Genomic DNA, 16,500 nt, shown 5'->3' with positions numbered 1-16,500 from the left:
AGAGGGTCAGTTTGGAATGAGCACCTCGAAGCTACGTGATGCACAATCGCCTCTCTCCTCTGATTTCCACACTGTGCGAAAGCGTCCGCGTTTTCAAATGCTACGTACCGTTGGTGCTTTGATGTTAAGAGAGATGGCTACGACCTATGGTCGTTCCGTTGGTGGGTACCTATGGGCTGTACTCGAACCAATTGCAGGCATTGCATTCTTATCTCTAATCTTCTCCATGGTGTTAACCACCCCAGGCCTTGGAACGAACTTCCCCCTATTTTACGCAAGCGGATTTATGCCGTTCGCGATGACGCTCGGAACAATCGGCAAAATTGCGCAGTCAGTTCGATTTTCGAGACCCTTTATGGCCTATCCCTGCGTGACGTTCATGGACGCCATTATTGCACGCCTTCTCTTGGCGCTATTGACCAATTTGTTCATTTTGGCAGTTGTTCTGTTAGGCATCATGTTTATCTTCGGATTGCCTGTATGGATGGACCTTCCTTACATCGTTGCGTCTACGGTTCTGGGAATGTTCCTTGCAATGGGAATTGGTTCTCTGAACTGCTATCTGATGACATCAATCCCGGTGTATGAGCAGTTGTGGAGCATTGCGACGCGACCGATGTTTCTAATGTCTGGCGTATTTTTCACTTTTGATATTATGCCAAAGTTGGCGCAGGATATTCTTTGGTATAATCCGATAATTCACTTGGTTGGATTGATGAGAAGGGGCCTGTATCCAGTCTATCACGGGGACTATATTAGTATTCCATATATTCTTCTGGTTTCAGCGATCACCCTGTTTTTCGGTTTGTTGCTTCTAAATAGGCATTTCAAGACCCTTATGGAATCCTGATGGCATAAGGCCGGGTTCGGCTGCTTTACGCCGAAGATCTGAAGTCCGCCCTGCCCCAGATTGACCACTTCCGCCAACGAGTTAACTTCAGTTTTTGCTCTGTGTTACGACTTGATTTCGTGCGATTAGCACTTGCTCAGGCAATGTTGAAAAGCTTATCAACCAAAACGAGTTGTTACCTGTTGAGTAAGAGGAATTGGGCGGTTGAAGGCGGTTAAACTCTCGCAAGTCCGATCAAGTTAAGGGCTTTAGGTGGAAAGCACCATCAATTTTCCAAGACAATGGGGAGCGCTTCAATGTCGCGGGGATTGGTCGCATTCTTGCGGAAAGTGACTTAACCGGGGGCGCGTAAGGGGTCGGCTTGAAGAACAGCCAATGTAACTATTGATCAAGGAGTAACGGTAAATGTGTGAACTTTGTGGGAGAGAAAAATGGACGTGAATGCCGGCCTCGCTCGTAATTTCTTGGCAAAGTCGCTTCCTGACCTGTTCATGCGCCGGCGCGTGCGGCAAACGGTAGGGCAAGTTAAATCAGGCAAAAATGACTTTGTGTATGCTAACGAGCTGCGAACACTTCTGCTTGGCTACAACGTTATCAGTTTTGACTATTTTGATACGCTTGCCTCCCGAAGCATATCCTTGAATGCGCTACAAGATCTGACAGCACGGCATGGTGCGAAGGTGTTAGCGCGCCACAGCGATGATATCCCTGAACACCTTTTGAGCAACAGCCGACGTTGGTTTCAGGAGAGATTGAAGGCGTACTATGAATCTCTCGCACATGATCGATACCGAAATGAGGTGGATTTGCGTGATTTGTTCGATCGTGTGTTGCGCCCCTATCTGGCAGATGCGTCGCAACGCGCCGAAGTCGTGGACGAGTTGGTTGGGTACGAGGTTGACCTCGAAAAGCTGGTCTTAGAAACCCATGATGACTTTCGCGATTTGCTTAAATTCCTCAAAGATAATGGCAAGACCATTATTCTAACGTCAGACATGTATCTGTCGCGCGATGACCTGATTGAGATCACGACCGCGCAGGGGCTGCGCCCCTATTTTGATCATGTCTTTGTGTCGGCAACGACAGGGGTTACCAAGAATTCCGGGCTTCTCTTTAACGAAATTGACCGTGAACTTGGCTTCACCAACGAGCGACGCATTCATCTTGGGGATAATCTTACCAATGATTTCACGCGCCCTCGTGAATTCGGTTGGGATGCCAGGCGTTACTTCCAGCCAAAGCGAGAGGCACATAGACGCACACTTGAGATGGAATACCGACTGGGCGAGTGCACGGAAAAGAAGCGCTTTGATCGGTTTTTGTCCAGCTATCTCGGGAAATCGCAACCGGACGCCCAGCGGTTGATGGCTGCAAGCTTTGCAGTTTTCGTGCGCCGAGTTGTGGCGCGCGCGCAGCAAACTGGTGTGGATGCAATTTACTTTCTGACCCGCGACGGCACGATTTATGGGGAGATCGTAAAAGACTTTCTAAGCAGCTTTCATGGGCGGGGTCTTTTACAGAACGTTAAACTGAAAACCTTGGCGCTTAATCGGCGCACCGGGGTGTTGCTTGAATATCCAGGCATCATTGATCGAGGTTGGATGGAGCACAATGTTCGTTATTTTAACAACACCCCAGTCTCTTTGCGAACGATTATGCAAACTTTTGGTGTTCAAACCTCAGAGGTCGAAGGGTTGTCTGATGACGAGCAGAGATTAGTGGAATCCTGCCTTGTCACGCCACAGGTGCGTGACATGGATATGGATGAGCTTGATGCTCATCCCAATATCAGAGATGGCCTTGACCGCGCCCTGCACCATAAGCGTCAGAAAGCTATACGCTATCTTGAGCAGCAAGGGATTTTGAACCCAGATCGCTCCTTCCTTTTTGTCGATGTCGGGTATTCGGGTACGATCCTCAAAAATCTGTCGCGGTATTTTTCGGACACTGAGTTTGGACAGCATACTCCGATTGAGAATACCGGCGCGCGTCTAGAGCTCTGCATGTTCGCATCTAATCGGTTCCTTTCTGGAAATTATGGTCAATTGCACCCAAAGTGCCAAGTCAGCCCTGGTATGGTGATCAACACAGACACAAAAGAGGGGCGCGCAGCGTCAGTCAACTTTTCTTGGCTAGAGCCTTTCTGTCTGGATCGTACTTTGGGCAGCCTCAATGGGTACCAAGGGGGGGAAAAGGGCACCATGGATCCGGTTTTTGGTGAAGGTAGAGATAAGCCTGAAACGGATACAGTCAGGGCTCAGCTTCTCGCAGCTGCCCGTGACTATTACGACCTGTCCGTGAAGGCAAATCTCTCGATCGAGCGGCTTGATGCAATGATTGTCGAAAAGATGTTGCATAGCTTTGTCTGCCCTACGTCGCAGACTGTAACACTTGTACGTGAATTGCTGCATGATACGGGAAATTCTGAAACCAACCTAGAAAGCTCGGTTCAAAAAGTTCGGTGGTTCCGCGTTAGACGAGACATTTCCCGTGTGCTTTCAGAGGACAAATGGGCCCAGGGATCACTAAGGCATTCTAGGGTTGGCTGGCTTATCCCGCTGTTTAATTGGGCGATTTCGAGGGCGTATCGATGAAAGTTTTACTCTATAATTGGTGCCAGTTCGATGACGTGCACATGGCAGGCGGAGGCGTGAGCCTCTATTTGCGCAACATCATCCGTGAATTGGCAAAGCGGGACAACGTAGAAGTCTACTTCTTGTCCGCAGGGCGCTATTATTCAATGTTTGATCGGCGAACGCGTATCGAGCCCACCGAAAACGCTTTCTCAGCTCTTGGTGTCAAAAGTTTTCAGATGTTGAACTCGCCGGTGAAAGCACCTGCGCATGACGCTTTTCATTCGATTGACGTCTGGCAACAAGACCATCGCTCGGTCGAAGTTTTGCAGGGTTTCTTACATGAGCACGGGCCATTTGATGTGCTTCACTTCCACAATCTTGAAGGTATCAGTGCCAACGTGCTGTCGCTTGAAAAGGGCCAAGACGTTAAATCGTTGTTCTACACGTTCCATAACTATATGCCTGTCTGCCCTCAAATCGAGCTTCTATATCAAGGAAAAACGCTTTGTGAATCCTATTTTGACGGCAACCGATGTGTTAGCTGTATGGGGCACAACAACCAGATGAAAAATCTGATTTCGTTTCAGCGTATGTCCAACGCGCTCAGCGGTCGTGGGTTGGCTGGTACACCTGCTGGAAATTTCATATTTGGGATGTTTTCTGGTCTAAAGCAGTTGGCACGCACTGCGCGGACCTTCATCAAGGATTTGATTCATGGCTTCCGAACTAGGTTTCAGGCATGGCGTCCGAAGCGTGCAGAACCTGTGCTGGTAAGTAAGCCTATTGATTTGTCGTCTCGCGCGGCTGCGCCACGCAGTATCGCGATTGAGGCATCGAAGCAGAACGGACACCTCTATCAAAATTGGCGCGAGTCAAACGGCGCTGCGCTAAAGTACAACGTGGATGGTGTCTTCGCAGTTTCTGATTTGGCGCGCGATACCGCGGAACGTTTTTTGCCTGAGGGTACAGAGGTCATATCTCTTCCGTTACCGATGGATTTTACTACCACACTGGAAGAGCGTCGAGCGCTGCGCAAAACGCGCGAGAAATCTGAAGATGTAACACTATCCTTCGTGGGGTACGGCATCCCTTCGAAGGGGCTCCCATTCCTGGTCGAGGCTCTTGGCGGAATTGACGACCCCTATTACCGCGAGCATGTACATCTTAAAATCGTAGCGCGGCTTGGGAACACGAAAATGCTTACGCATCTGCGACCACTGTTTAAGTCGGTTACGGTTGTGTCGGGATATTCCCGGTCGCAGATCGTTCCGTTGTCCAAACAGATCGATCTAAATATCGTTCCCTCAATCTGGTGGGAAACCTTCAATCAGGTGACGGTAGAATTGGGGCTGCTGGGCGTGCCATCATTGGTATCCGATCGTGTGGGAGCCAAACAAACTCTGGCCAACCATGAAGACTTTGTATTTGAGGCGCAGAATACAAAGGATTTCTTGAGGAAACTGGATCGACTTGTGAAAGATCGTGATCTTCGAGAAAACTATGCCGAACATGGGCTTCAAATGCCATCTATCTCTGATCATATTGATCAGCTTTTGTCGTACTATACGCCAGGTGCGAGTGCTCAACGCGTCAAATCACGACAGAATAAGTCTGACTCTTCAGAAAAGCTGGAGGCCCATTGATCAAAAAAGTCCGCTCTATACGGGGCTGACACTACTCGAAAACAACCTTTGTATCGGAGTATAAGGCGGCGGTAGTATCGGCGCGAACGACATCCGTATAAGGCGGATGTAACTGAAGTAATTGGACGGCAGGCCTTCCACTGAGCTGGGCCATCCATTAGAGGGAAACCTACAGGGGTCGTGTGTGAGTGCGATCAGCTTTGGACGGAGATACATATGGAAAGCACTTACTTTATCCGCAAGTTTGAACGCGGCGAAATTTCGATTGATGAAATGGTGGCAATGGTTAGAGCATTCTCTAACGAAATGCACTCGCTCATACCCGTTCTTAAGACAGCTATGCAGTGTGGTGATGATCGAGCTGCTCACCAGCTTTGCGAAGTATACACCAATATCGGTGATACCCTCAGTGCTGAAGCCTTTTCTGTGTTTGCGGAAATAAAGGGAAAGAGTGTCCACGTCTCTCATTACATCAACGCCAATGTCGACAGAACCATGGCCCTCGTTGATGATGATCGAAAAATCCTATATATTCCAATGCCGAAATGCGGATCTTCCACGATCAAGAACTACTTCACCTTTCTGACCATCGGTGAAACCTTCGGGGAGTTCGTCCATTTTCGTCATCAGCACCTTAACAGATGGGTCACATCAAGAGATTTGCAGAGCCGGTACAAAGACTATTTCAAGTTTTCGGTTGTGCGAGATCCTATTTCTCGGGTTGTCTCTTACTTCCAGAAGAACGTTGTCGGCGGTGCGTTGCGGCGCGATTCGAAGGGACAGCAAGCTGCGCAAAACTTGGTTACCCTGCCTGGGCCAATCCACTGTGCTGGGCTGTTTCATCAATATCGTAGTATGTTTATCGATTTTCGACATCATACCGACCCAATGACGGGGTACATTGGAAAGAACTGGAAGCTGTTGGACCGTGTCTACACGATGTCCGAAATCGGAGAGGTGCGGGCTGAGCTTTCGAAGCGATATGGCACCGAGATTGACGATGTTCGAGCCATGGAGCACCAAGAATCCCCCCACAGTAAGGACGATGTGCATTCTGCATTTTCCCAACATCGTGAGTTCTATAAAGATGATTATGATCTGTTGCGTAAACTTGGCGTGAAATAGGTCTCTGGAAAGACCAGTTAGGCGGCCTGGAGTGAGAGTTTCGTGCGCGACGGTGCAGTGGCACCATTGGCGCAGTAACCAACGCAGATCTTTGTCTATAGAGCTGTAAAAAGGACCAGGTGCGGACATGGCAAACAAAACACTAGCGACAGTGGTAGTCACATACAATCGTTTGCCTAAGTTGAAGGCGACGATCGCTCGACTGCTCGAGAGCCCTAGCTCGGACCTTGCGCATGTGGTTGTGGTAAATAATGCATCAACTGATGGAACTGGTGAGTGGCTCGACGGTCTGAGCGATCCTAGGCTAACAGTCACCCACGAGCCCATAAATACTGGCGGTGCTGGTGGGTTTTGCCGAGGGATGCGCGAGGCCGTTGACCGGTTCGACCCTGACTGGATTATGGTTACTGACGACGATGGACGTCCCGATCCGGATGCGCTTGCTACCTTTCAATCGCTCGATACATCTCCGTACGATGGAATTGCCGCAGCCGTGTACTTTCCCAGTGGTGAGATTTGCGAGATGAATCGCCCGTCCCGTAATCCGTTTTGGCATCTAGGAGAGTTTGCGCATAAAGTCGTCCGAGGGCACAGATGGCTTTACCTGACGCCGGAGAGCTACGACCTTAATGCCCCTACCCCGATCGAAATGAGCTCATTTGTTGGCTTCTTTATTTCCCGTAGGGGGATCGCCATGGTGGGTTACCCAGATCCAGATCTTTTCATCTATGGTGACGATGGGATCTACACCCTTGATTTGGCAGCCAAGGGAGGACGTATGTGCTTTGAGCCGCGTATTCGGTTCGAGCACGACATGGCCACATTCGCGGGACAGCAAAGCGGTCAGTTCCGACCATTGTGGAAGTTGTACTATCATCACCGGAACCTCTTAATTCTTTACCAAAAAGCTGCGGGCTTGTTGTATTGGCCCCTTCTTCCGGTCATCCTTCTGAAATGGGTGTTGAAAATTCGGACCTATTCACAAGATCGACACCTTTTTGTGCGCCTGATGTGGAGAGCTCTATGGGATGGGTTGCGCGACCGCCGCAAAGTTGAGCATGATCAGATCTTGGGGATCATTGGGAAAACCCAGGAGCGCTGAAGTTTGTAACGAGCACCAATGGAGCCACACTTTGAATTTCAAACATTGGCCGCGATGCAAACCTGTGCCTGGCAACTTCGATCAGCCCATTATAAGCTACGCCTCATTTGCTGGACAGAACGTGGCATAATTTAAGTATATTCTATGCACCTGTGGGTCGGATTGCATTGCTTCGTTTCGCTGCCAGTTAGATCATAGCGGGTGGTTTCTCTTTGCTTACGTAAGAACGTCTGGTGGCCGCACTGGTCGATCTGGCTCGGCATATGGCCGTCACGTCATCTANCCCAGGATATTTCTGACAAGAAAAAGAGAGCGGCAGCCTTATCGCAAAGGCATTACATTTTGTGCCCTCATTGCCCCAACCGGAGGTTCTTGCTGTTTTCCACCCCCGTAACGCACTTGGAGCACACATCGGTGCTGGCGTCAGATTTTCAGATGCGCCAGCATTTCTTCGGCAGCACGGGTGGCTGAAAGGGTACCATTCGACACACGCGCGCCCAATGCGTTGATTTGGGCGCGGGCATCGGGCGTGTCCAGCACCGACAGAAGCCCAAGACGCAAGTCCTCTTCGAACCAATGAATCGCCTGGGCCGCGCGGCGCTTGTCCCAATGCCCTTCGGCACGACGCCAATCGGCAAGCTCGGTCATCGCCTTCCAAGCCTCGGGCAGCCCATCATGGGTGACAGCAGACACCATCAGCGCCTTAGGGAAGCCTTCGGGGTCATAAACCCGCTTGCGCAGAAGGCGCAAAGCACCCGCATAGTCGGCGCAGGTGCGCATTGCAGTTTCTTTCAACGGGCCATCAGCCTTGTTCACCAAGATCAGATCCGCAATTTCCATGATGCCACGTTTGACACCCTGAAGCTCGTCCCCACCCGCGGGGGCAAGCAACAACAGGAACAGATCAGCCATTTCGGCCACCATGGTTTCGGACTGGCCAACCCCCACGGTTTCGATCAGCACCACATCGAATCCGGCAGCCTCGCACAGAGTGACGGCTTCACGGGTGCGACGGGCGACGCCCCCCATCTGCGCCTGTGATGGCGAGGGTCGGATAAAGGCGTTTTTCTGGCGGCTCAGGGTTTCCATCCGGGTTTTATCCCCCAGAATTGACCCACCTGACCGCGCCGAGCTGGGATCGACGGCCAGCACGGCCACTTTCAACCCCTGTTCGATCAGGAACATTCCGAAAGCCTCGATGAAGGTGGATTTACCCACACCGGGCGTGCCAGAAAGACCAATCCGCAAAGCCTGACGCCCTTCAGGAGCAGTCGCCTCTAACAGCGCGACTGCTTGGGCACGGTGGTCGGCGCGGCCGCTCTCGACCAGCGTGATGGCACGCGCCAAGGCACGGCGCTCGCCTGCAATCACCCGTTGGGCCAGATCCTGAATGTCCATGGTGCCTCCCGCCTTATTCTCCTGTTCATGCCGCGCTGCTGCGTCCCTGTCCAGAGGCTGTGCGCATGTTAGCGTCGCAGGCCTGTCACATCTTGCAGCCATGCTGCGCAAGACCGCAGCATTCGAGGTTAAAATGCGCACGTTCATCGTTTTGATTTCCCTGCTTATCGCATCACCCGTGGCAGCGGATGAATTGAAATTCGATGTACGGGGCTGGGGGATTACCATCGGGAAAATGGTGCTGGTGGATAAAGGTGCGGATGCAATCGGGCAGTTTCGCACGACCGGGCTGGCCGGGGCTGTGGCAAAGGTGCGTTTTGATATGAAACGGTCGGGAACAACCTACCGCGCCGCGCTGCATACCGGGCGACGTGATCGGACGGATCAGGTCGACATCCCGGCACATGATCCACGGCTGGACCCTCTGTCGGCATTGATGCGCGTTCTGGCCTTAAAAGATCAGTCCGCAGGCTGCGCAATGCAGGCGGTGGTGTTCGACGGCATACGCGAATTGGTGCTGACATTGGAGCAGGCGGGGCCGCTGCGCTGTCGTGGGACATTGACCCGGCGGCGCGGGTACAGCGCCGTGGAATTGGCCGAGGCGCGAGCGTTTCCAATCTCGGTCCACTATGAAAACCGCACAGGCGGGATGGTGGCACGCAAGGCGCGCGTCGGCACGGTGCATGGTAAGGTCTCCCTGATCCTGCGCGATTGAACACTGGACCCTGTCGCGCGGGCATCGGATAAGGGCTGCATGACGGATCATCTGCCCATTCACGACGCCATTCCCGCCCTTCTGTCTGCTTTAAGCGATCAGGGGCGAGCGGTATTGATGGCGCCTCCGGGTGCAGGGAAAACGACAGTTGTGCCACTTGAGATGCTAAAGGCGGACGCATTCGATGGGCGGCTGATAATGCTGGAACCCCGCCGTTTGGCGGCACGCGGTGCAGCCGAGCGCATGGCGCAGACTTTGGGTGAGCGGGCTGGCGACATCGTCGGCTATCGCATTCGGGGCGAGGCGAAGGTGTCGAAATCGACCCGGATCGAGGTTGTGACAGAAGGCATCCTGACGCGCATGCTGCAATCGGACCCCGCGTTAGAGGGTGTGGGCGCGGTGATCTTTGATGAATTCCATGAACGTTCGCTGAATGCCGATCTTGGGCTGGCGCTGGCATGGGAGGCAATGGGCGCCCTGCGCGATGATCTGAAACTGGTTGTGATGTCGGCGACGTTGGACGCGGACCCTGTGGCACTGCTTCTGGACGATGCGCCGATTGTGCGTTCCGAAGGGCGGGCCTTTCCGGTCGAGACGCGGCATTTGGAACGCCCCTTGGCAAAGGGTGCCCGTTTACCTGAAGCCACTGCCGATCTGGTGTTGGACGCCCTGCGCGGCACCGATGGGGGCGTTCTGGTCTTCTTGCCGGGCGAAGGTGAAATTCGACGCTGTGAAAGTGCCTTGAAGGGGCGGCTTCCCAGCGATTGTCACCTACATACGCTTTTTGGCGCCATGAATTTCGCCGCCCAACGCGCTGCCATTCTACCCGCAAAGAATGGGCGTAAGATCGTGCTTGCGACATCCATCGCCGAGACCTCTCTGACCATTCAGGACATTCGCGTGGTCGTCGATGCGGGACGGGCGCGGCGCGCTCGGTTTGATGCCGGTTCAGGCATGTCCCGACTGGTGACCGAGCGCGTTTCGAAAGCCGAGGCAGAGCAGCGGCGTGGCCGTGCGGGACGTGTCGCGCCGGGCATCTGTTACCGCTTATGGACCAAGGGCGAGGAAGGCGGAATGCCGCCCTTCGCACCGGCCGAGATCGAGACCGCGGACCTTGCCCCGTTGGCGTTGGAGCTAGCCAGTTGGGGCAGCCCGGACGGCGCGGGGCTGGCGTTTCTGACCCCAGCCAATGCGGGCGTCTTGGCCGAAGCGCAGGCGCTTCTGCGCGGGCTTGGGGCATTGGATCGTACCGGACGGATCACCGATCACGGTGCAAAACTTTCGCGCCTGCCTTTGCATCCACGCCTTGGGCACATGCTTTTGACCGCTGGCCCCAACGCCGCAGAGCTCGCCGCGCTGTGGGGCGACCGCGACCCCCTGCCCCGTGGCGCCTCGATGGATCTGGCTTTGCGACTTGAGGCGATCCGCGACCCGAAGGGTTTTACCTCCATTCGGGGCATTCAGGCCAATCGAGGCGGCATCGAACGTATCCGAACCGAGGCCAAACGCCTGCGCCGGATGGCGGGCGATGCACGACCGGATCTCAGCCACGCGCAAATGGCGGCTCTGGCCTATCCCGATCGCGTAGCCTTGCGCCGCCCTGGTGACGCCCCCCGTTTTGTTATGTCAGGCGGCAAAGGGGCCGTCATGGACGAAGGTGACGCTCTTGCCGGGGCGCGTTTGCTGGTGATCACAGACACTGATGGCAACCCGCGCGAGGCACGCATACGGCAGGCAACCCAGATCGGCGAAGGCGAAGTGCGCGACATATTCGCAGACCAAATCCGCTGGATCGACAGTTGTGCGTGGTCGAAACGCGACGGGCGTGTGGTTGCGCGGCGGCAGGAATGTTTGGGTGCGGTGGTGCTAGATGACCGAAACTGGAAAGAAGCCCCGTCAGATATCGTCGCAAAGGCCATGCTGGATGGCGTGCGGGAATTGGGGTTGCGCCCCTCGGACGCCGCCAAGCGGTTCATCGCGCGCGTCGAACTTGTTCGGGCAGAAGGCAACAGCCTGCCCGCGATGACCGAGAGCGCCTTGATGGATACGCTGGACACGTGGCTGCTGCCGCATCTGTCCGGCGTGAAAACCTCTGCCGACTGGAAGAAGTTCGATATCCTCGACGCGCTGCGTGCAATGCTGGACTGGAACCAGATGTCACGACTGGACGTCGAAGCCCCCGCCCATTTCGTCACACCGTTGGGGAACAAAACCCCCATCGACTATTCCGGTGAAACACCTGAAATCAGCCTGCGCCTGCAAGAGATGTTCGGCGTTACCCGCCACCCCACGGTGGGCAAAACCCCGTTGCGAGTGACGCTTCTGTCACCGGCACGCCGTCCGGTCCAAACCACGACAGATATCCCAAACTTCTGGGCCACAAGCTATGCCGATGTGCGCAAGGATATGCGTGGGTGCTATCCGAAACATCCCTGGCCCGAAGACCCAACTGTAGCTGACCCAACGTTGCGTGCGAAACCCCGCGGAAAGTAATCCGCCTGCCTGGTGTGTACACGTGATCACGGCCCGTTTACTTGCAATTTACGCGAAAACGACTATTTAACAGTGCAATAAGAATAAACAGAGCAGAAAAACCGCAGTCACACCATGTCGTCGCTTTTGAAAAATGCCTGGGACGAAGTCCTATTCCCTATGCTGCAACGCCCCAGCCGTCCGCAGGTTGCGGCGCTGTGCTATCGTGGGCATGGGGACGACAAGGAAGTGCTTCTTGTGACGTCTCGCGGCACTGGGCGCTGGATCCTGCCGAAAGGCTGGCCGATGGATGGCAAACAAGACGCCGAGGCCGCCGCGCAGGAAGCCTGGGAAGAGGCTGGCGTAAAAGACGGTCAGTTGGACTGTGCTCCGATTGGTGAATACAGCTATGACAAGGAATTGGATGACGGTGGCTTGGCGCGTTGCTCGGCCAAGGTATTTCCGTTGCGGGTTGAGAAACTGACCAAGTCCTTCCCAGAAGCCAGCGAACGCAGCCGCAAATGGGTGTCGACAGAAGAAGCCGCGACCATGGTGAATGAAAAGGGTTTGCGAAAGCTCTTGCGCGCCTTCTGACGCCTTCAGGCCACTCTATTCTTGCTGTTCTCCCCGATCCCCTGCCCTGCGGGCTTATAACTGTTGCATTTCAGCCTCTGACCAGTTAGCGCGAGCGCTGAATTTGTAACGGCTGTGTAACAGCCGCATGACGACAGCCTGCGAGGATGGGACATGGGCAGCGATACAAACGGCAATCAGTGGAAGACACTGGACAAAGATCTGAACAAGATCACTCAGGTAGAGTACGCAGCCCAGTTGGGCGCACGCCCTCTGGTGGGCATGGGCGTCGCTTTGGCCTTCATCGTGGTTGCCGCTTTGGGCGCTGCGGTGTTCTTTGGCCAAACCCCGACATCATTGGTCGTCGTGATCGCTGCCGCATTTGGCGCCTATATGGCGCTGAACATCGGCGCAAACGATGTGGCGAACAATATGGGTCCTGCGGTGGGCGCAAATGCGCTGACCATGGGCGGGGCCATCGTGATTGCTGCGCTATTTGAAAGCGCAGGCGCGCTTTTGGCTGGCGGAGACGTTGTGTCGACCATTTCCAAGGGCATCATCGACCCGTCTGGGTTCGAACAGTCACGCACCTTTGTCTGGGCCATGATGGCGGCGCTGATCTCGTCCGCGTTGTGGGTCAACCTTGCCACGTGGGTGGGGGCTCCGGTTTCGACTACGCACTCGGTCGTGGGGGGGGTTATGGGGGCAGGCATCGCGGCTGCTGGATTTGCCGCCGTTAGCTGGCCCACCATGGGCAAAATCGCCGCAAGCTGGGTGATTTCGCCGGTACTTGGTGGCGTCGTCGCAGCCCTGTTCCTGGCCCTGATCAAGCACAAGATTGTCTATCAGGAAGACAAGATCGCTGCCGCCAAGCGCTGGGTGCCAATCCTGATCGGGATTATGGCCGCCGCGTTCGGCGCTTACCTGTCGATCAAAGGTCTGAAGAAGATCGTGAAGATTGATCTGGGCACCGCGCTTCTGATCGGTGCCGGTGTTGGGGCTGTCGCCTATGTTGTCACCGCTCCGCTTATTGCCCGTCAGGCCGAAGGGCTGGAGAACCGCACCAAATCGCTGAAGACCTTGTTTGCTCTGCCTCTGATCTTTTCGGCCGCATTGCTGTCCTTCGCCCACGGCGCAAACGACGTTGCGAATGCCGTCGGCCCGCTGGCCGCGATCGTGCATGTTGAAAGCTTCGGTGATTTCGCGGCGAAGGTCTCGATCCCCACATGGGTCATGGTGATTGGCGCGTTCGGCATCAGCTTTGGCCTGATGCTGTTCGGCCCGAAACTGATCCGCATGGTCGGCAGCCAGATCACCAAACTGAACCCGATGCGCGCTTATTGCGTCGCGCTGTCAGCGGCGATCACCGTAATCGTCGCCAGCTGGCTGGGCCTGCCCGTCAGCTCGACCCACATCGCGGTGGGGGGCGTCTTTGGCGTGGGCTTCTATCGCGAATTTCACATGGAGCGCCGACTGCGCATGTCGCGCGCGTCCCGCCCCGAAGCCAAACGCATCGCGCCTGAGGAACGCCGCCGCCGCAAACTGGTGCGCCGCTCGCACTTCATGACCATCGTGGCCGCGTGGGTGATCACCGTCCCCGCTGCGGCACTGATGTCGGCTGTGATCTTCCACATCCTGAACGCCATCGTGGCGTAAACGTTAGCACATACAAACGAACAAGGGCGCCAGCTAAGGCGCCCTTTTCTGTTGGCTCTGTTACAGCAGGGGACGTCCTACTTCCCCAAGCACCAGCGCATCACGGCTTTCTGTGCATGCAGGCGGTTCTCGGCCTCGTCAAAGATCACCGATTGCGGGCCGTCCATGACCGCGTTCGTGACTTCCTCTTCCCGGTGGGCAGGCAAGCAATGCATGAACAGCGCGTCAGGCTTGGCGTGGGCCATCAGTTCGTCATTGATCTGATAGGGCCGCAACAGATTGTGGCGACGTTCGCGCGCGGATGGCGCGTCGTGCATCGAGACCCAAGTATCGGCCACAAGCAGGTCCGCGCCTTCGACGGCCTTCACCGGGTCGCGTACGATTTCGACATTCACGCCCTTGGCGCGGGCCTCGTCCACGAATGCCATTTCCGGATCCAACGGTTCCGGCCCCGTGAAGGTCAGATCAAATCCGAACTTGCCGGCGGCGTGCAGGAAGGATGCACAGACATTGTTGCCATCACCGGCCCAAACAACCTTTTTGCCCTCGATCGATCCCCGGTGCTCTTCATAGGTCAAGATATCGGCCATGATTTGGCAGGGGTGCGAGCGGTTGGTCAGGCCATTGATCACAGGCACATCTGCATATTCGGCCATCTCAAGAAGCGTCGCTTCTTCGAAGGTCCGGATCATGATCATATCGACATAGCGCGACAGAACCTTGGCCGTATCCGCAACAGTTTCACCATGACCAAGCTGCATTTCCGAACCGGACAGAACCATCGTCTGCCCACCCATCTGACGCACGCCCACGTCAAAACTGACGCGCGTCCGGGTCGAGGGTTTTTCAAAGATCAGCGCGACCATGTGGCCGTCCAAAGGGCGCTCATCATCCAGAGCGCCACGCGGGCGACCCGCACGTGCGGCTTTGATCCGATGCGCCTCCGAGATGATGGTTTTCAGGTCGCCCGTTTCCGTGGCATTGATGTCGAGGAAATGTGTCATGCGCTCTGGCCCTCCATGGCCTTGGCAGCGGTTTCAAGGCGGGTAATCGCCTCGGATATATCTTCGTCTTCGATGGTCAGCGCGGGCAGGATGCGCAGCACGTTGTCGCCTGCAGGAACGCACAGCACATTCGCGTCATAGCATTTCGCCAGCACGTCCATGTTGGCGGCTTTGCATTTCAAACCCAGCATCAAGCCGGACCCGCGCACGCTTTCAAAAACGTCGGGATGTTCGGCGACAAGGCCTTCCAGCTTCTGACGGAATAGGCCGGCTTTGCGGCTGACTTCGGCCAGAAATTCAGGATCGGCGACAATCTCGGTCACTTTAGACCCGACGGCACAGGCCAGCGGGTTGCCGCCGTAGGTCGACCCGTGCGTGCCGGCAACCATGCCACTTGCTGCGTCCTCGGTCGCCAGAACAGCGCCCAAGGGGAAGCCGCCGCCAATGCCTTTGGCGACCATCATGATGTCAGGCGTGACGCCCGGGAACTCATGCGCGAACAGCTTGCCGGTTCGACCCATGCCGCATTGCACTTCGTCGAAGATCAGAAGCGCGCCAGCGTCGTTACAAGCGGCGCGGATGGCTTTCAGCTCATCATCAGCGACAGGGCGGATGCCGCCTTCGCCCTGTACAGGTTCGATGATCACAGCGGCCACATCGCCCTCGGCCAATTCATTGGTCAGACCATCAATATCCCCGAACGGCAGATGCGTGAAGCCGGGCAGAAGCGGACCGAAGCCAGCGGTCAGCTTTTCGCCACCCGCGGCCGCGATCCCCGCGGACGAGCGGCCATGAAACGAGCCATCAAATCCAATGATCCGCGCACGATCTTCACCTTTGTCCGACCAGTATTTTCGCGCCATTTTCACAGCCAACTCACACGCCTCGGTGCCCGAGTTGGTGAAGAACACGGTGTCGGCGAAGGTCAGATCAACCAGTTGATCCGCCAGCGTCTGCTGCTGTGGGATCTTATAGAGGTTCGACACATGCCAAAGCTTCGCGCCCTGATCAGCCAGTACCTGAACCAGCGCGGGATGTGCGTGGCCGAGCGCGTTCACGGCAATGCCTGCGCCCAGATCCAGATATCGCTCGCCCCCATCCGTGACGAGCCAGCTGCCCTGGCCACGCTCGAAAGCAAGGTCTACACGGTTATAGGTCGGCAGAAGCGACGGGATCATGGTGGTATCCTCTTCAAAAAGAAGCCTTTGGGTGCCGGATGGCGGGCTTCGAGTCAACAATTTCCAGATGGGTTTGGATGGGTTTGCGCAAACTGTGCGCAGGATCAAACGAACGGGACGTCAGGCGCGGGTGCGTCGGCGTCGGGTCTCAGCGATATGCAGGCGTTTGATCATGGGGGCGGGATAGGGGATCAGGTCCGGGCTGTCC

Annotated in this window: 12 protein-coding genes; 9 read left to right on the top strand and 3 right to left on the bottom strand. The window is 55.5% G+C overall.

Translation table 11 applies throughout. The features are described from left to right. Positions 1-16 precede the first annotated feature (16 nt). From FIL88_RS00900 to FIL88_RS00880, 5 genes are all read left to right on the top strand, one after another. On the top strand, positions 17-850 hold the full coding sequence (locus tag FIL88_RS00900; protein WP_246066574.1) for an ABC transporter permease: 834 nt from the start codon (positions 17-19) through the stop codon (positions 848-850). Between the two features lie 431 nt (positions 851-1,281). Continuing rightward, entirely contained in the window at positions 1,282-3,444 is a 2,163-nt protein-coding gene (locus tag FIL88_RS00895; protein ID WP_142851943.1) for an HAD family hydrolase, read from the top strand. Beyond that, the gene (locus FIL88_RS00890) at positions 3,441-5,069 is read left to right on the top strand and encodes a glycosyltransferase family 4 protein (RefSeq protein WP_142851942.1); all 1,629 of its coding nucleotides are present in this window, start codon (positions 3,441-3,443) and stop codon (positions 5,067-5,069) included. Before FIL88_RS00895 ends, FIL88_RS00890 begins: the two co-directional genes overlap by 4 nt. A 216-nt stretch (positions 5,070-5,285) precedes the next feature. Continuing rightward, positions 5,286-6,194 (top strand): sulfotransferase family 2 domain-containing protein, encoded by a 909-nt coding sequence (locus FIL88_RS00885; RefSeq protein ID WP_142851941.1) that lies wholly within the window; start codon positions 5,286-5,288, stop codon positions 6,192-6,194. A 127-nt stretch (positions 6,195-6,321) separates the two neighbouring features. Continuing rightward, entirely contained in the window at positions 6,322-7,296 is a 975-nt protein-coding gene (locus FIL88_RS00880) for a glycosyltransferase (RefSeq protein WP_142851940.1), read from the top strand. A gap of 423 nt (positions 7,297-7,719) precedes the next feature. Here FIL88_RS00880 and meaB read toward each other — a convergent pair whose 3' ends face one another. Then, entirely contained in the window at positions 7,720-8,694 is a 975-nt protein-coding gene (meaB, locus tag FIL88_RS00875; RefSeq protein ID WP_142851939.1) for a methylmalonyl Co-A mutase-associated GTPase MeaB, read from the bottom strand. Positions 8,695-8,794: 100 nt separating this feature from the next. On the opposite strand from meaB, the gene FIL88_RS00870 reads away from it, so the two are divergent. The 4 genes from FIL88_RS00870 (at position 8,795) to FIL88_RS00855 (ending at position 14,110) form a co-directional block, all read left to right on the top strand. Next, positions 8,795-9,409: a hypothetical protein gene (locus FIL88_RS00870; RefSeq protein ID WP_185960800.1), complete on the top strand. Its 615-nt coding sequence runs from the start codon at positions 8,795-8,797 to the stop codon at positions 9,407-9,409. A gap of 39 nt (positions 9,410-9,448) precedes the next feature. Next, positions 9,449-11,902, top strand: a complete 2,454-nt coding sequence (hrpB, locus tag FIL88_RS00865; protein ID WP_142851937.1) for an ATP-dependent helicase HrpB — start codon at positions 9,449-9,451, stop codon at positions 11,900-11,902. 114 nt (positions 11,903-12,016) lie between these two features. Next, positions 12,017-12,475 (top strand): NUDIX hydrolase, encoded by a 459-nt coding sequence (locus tag FIL88_RS00860; protein ID WP_142851936.1) that lies wholly within the window; start codon positions 12,017-12,019, stop codon positions 12,473-12,475. A 153-nt stretch (positions 12,476-12,628) separates the two neighbouring features. Further along, entirely contained in the window at positions 12,629-14,110 is a 1,482-nt protein-coding gene (locus FIL88_RS00855; RefSeq protein WP_142851935.1) for an inorganic phosphate transporter, read from the top strand. Positions 14,111-14,187: 77 nt separating this feature from the next. On the opposite strand, the gene argF is transcribed toward FIL88_RS00855, so the two are convergent. Next, a complete protein-coding gene (gene argF, locus FIL88_RS00850) occupies positions 14,188-15,114 on the bottom strand; it encodes an ornithine carbamoyltransferase (RefSeq protein WP_142851934.1) in 927 nt (308 codons plus the stop codon). Continuing rightward, positions 15,111-16,292 carry an aspartate aminotransferase family protein gene (locus tag FIL88_RS00845; protein ID WP_142851933.1) on the bottom strand — a complete coding sequence of 394 codons (1,182 nt, stop codon included), beginning with the start codon at positions 16,290-16,292 and terminating at the stop codon, positions 15,111-15,113. Before FIL88_RS00845 ends, argF begins: the two co-directional genes overlap by 4 nt. Positions 16,293-16,500 lie beyond the last annotated feature (208 nt).

The sequence above is a fragment of the Aliiroseovarius halocynthiae genome (genome assembly GCF_007004645.1).
GTDB classification, from domain to species: Bacteria; Pseudomonadota; Alphaproteobacteria; order Rhodobacterales; family Rhodobacteraceae; genus Aliiroseovarius; species Aliiroseovarius halocynthiae.
Note: the sequence above shows the minus strand (reverse complement) of the source record. Positions and strands in the feature narration are given on the sequence as shown.

Excerpts from the sequence above, each read along its gene's own strand:
- FIL88_RS00900 (WP_246066574.1), top strand. The coding sequence starts at position 17 with ATGAGCACCTCGAAGCTACGTGATGCACAATCGCCTCTCTCCTCTGAT.
- FIL88_RS00895 (WP_142851943.1), top strand. The coding sequence starts at position 1,282 with ATGGACGTGAATGCCGGCCTCGCTCGTAATTTCTTGGCAAAGTCGCTT.
- FIL88_RS00890 (WP_142851942.1), top strand. The coding sequence starts at position 3,441 with ATGAAAGTTTTACTCTATAATTGGTGCCAGTTCGATGACGTGCACATG.
- FIL88_RS00885 (WP_142851941.1), top strand. The coding sequence starts at position 5,286 with ATGGAAAGCACTTACTTTATCCGCAAGTTTGAACGCGGCGAAATTTCG.
- FIL88_RS00880 (WP_142851940.1), top strand. The coding sequence starts at position 6,322 with ATGGCAAACAAAACACTAGCGACAGTGGTAGTCACATACAATCGTTTG.
- meaB (WP_142851939.1), bottom strand. The coding sequence starts at position 8,694 with ATGGACATTCAGGATCTGGCCCAACGGGTGATTGCAGGCGAGCGCCGT.
- FIL88_RS00870 (WP_185960800.1), top strand. The coding sequence starts at position 8,795 with ATGCTGCGCAAGACCGCAGCATTCGAGGTTAAAATGCGCACGTTCATC.
- hrpB (WP_142851937.1), top strand. The coding sequence starts at position 9,449 with ATGACGGATCATCTGCCCATTCACGACGCCATTCCCGCCCTTCTGTCT.
- FIL88_RS00860 (WP_142851936.1), top strand. The coding sequence starts at position 12,017 with ATGTCGTCGCTTTTGAAAAATGCCTGGGACGAAGTCCTATTCCCTATG.
- FIL88_RS00855 (WP_142851935.1), top strand. The coding sequence starts at position 12,629 with ATGGGCAGCGATACAAACGGCAATCAGTGGAAGACACTGGACAAAGAT.
- argF (WP_142851934.1), bottom strand. The coding sequence starts at position 15,114 with ATGACACATTTCCTCGACATCAATGCCACGGAAACGGGCGACCTGAAA.
- FIL88_RS00845 (WP_142851933.1), bottom strand. The coding sequence starts at position 16,292 with ATGATCCCGTCGCTTCTGCCGACCTATAACCGTGTAGACCTTGCTTTC.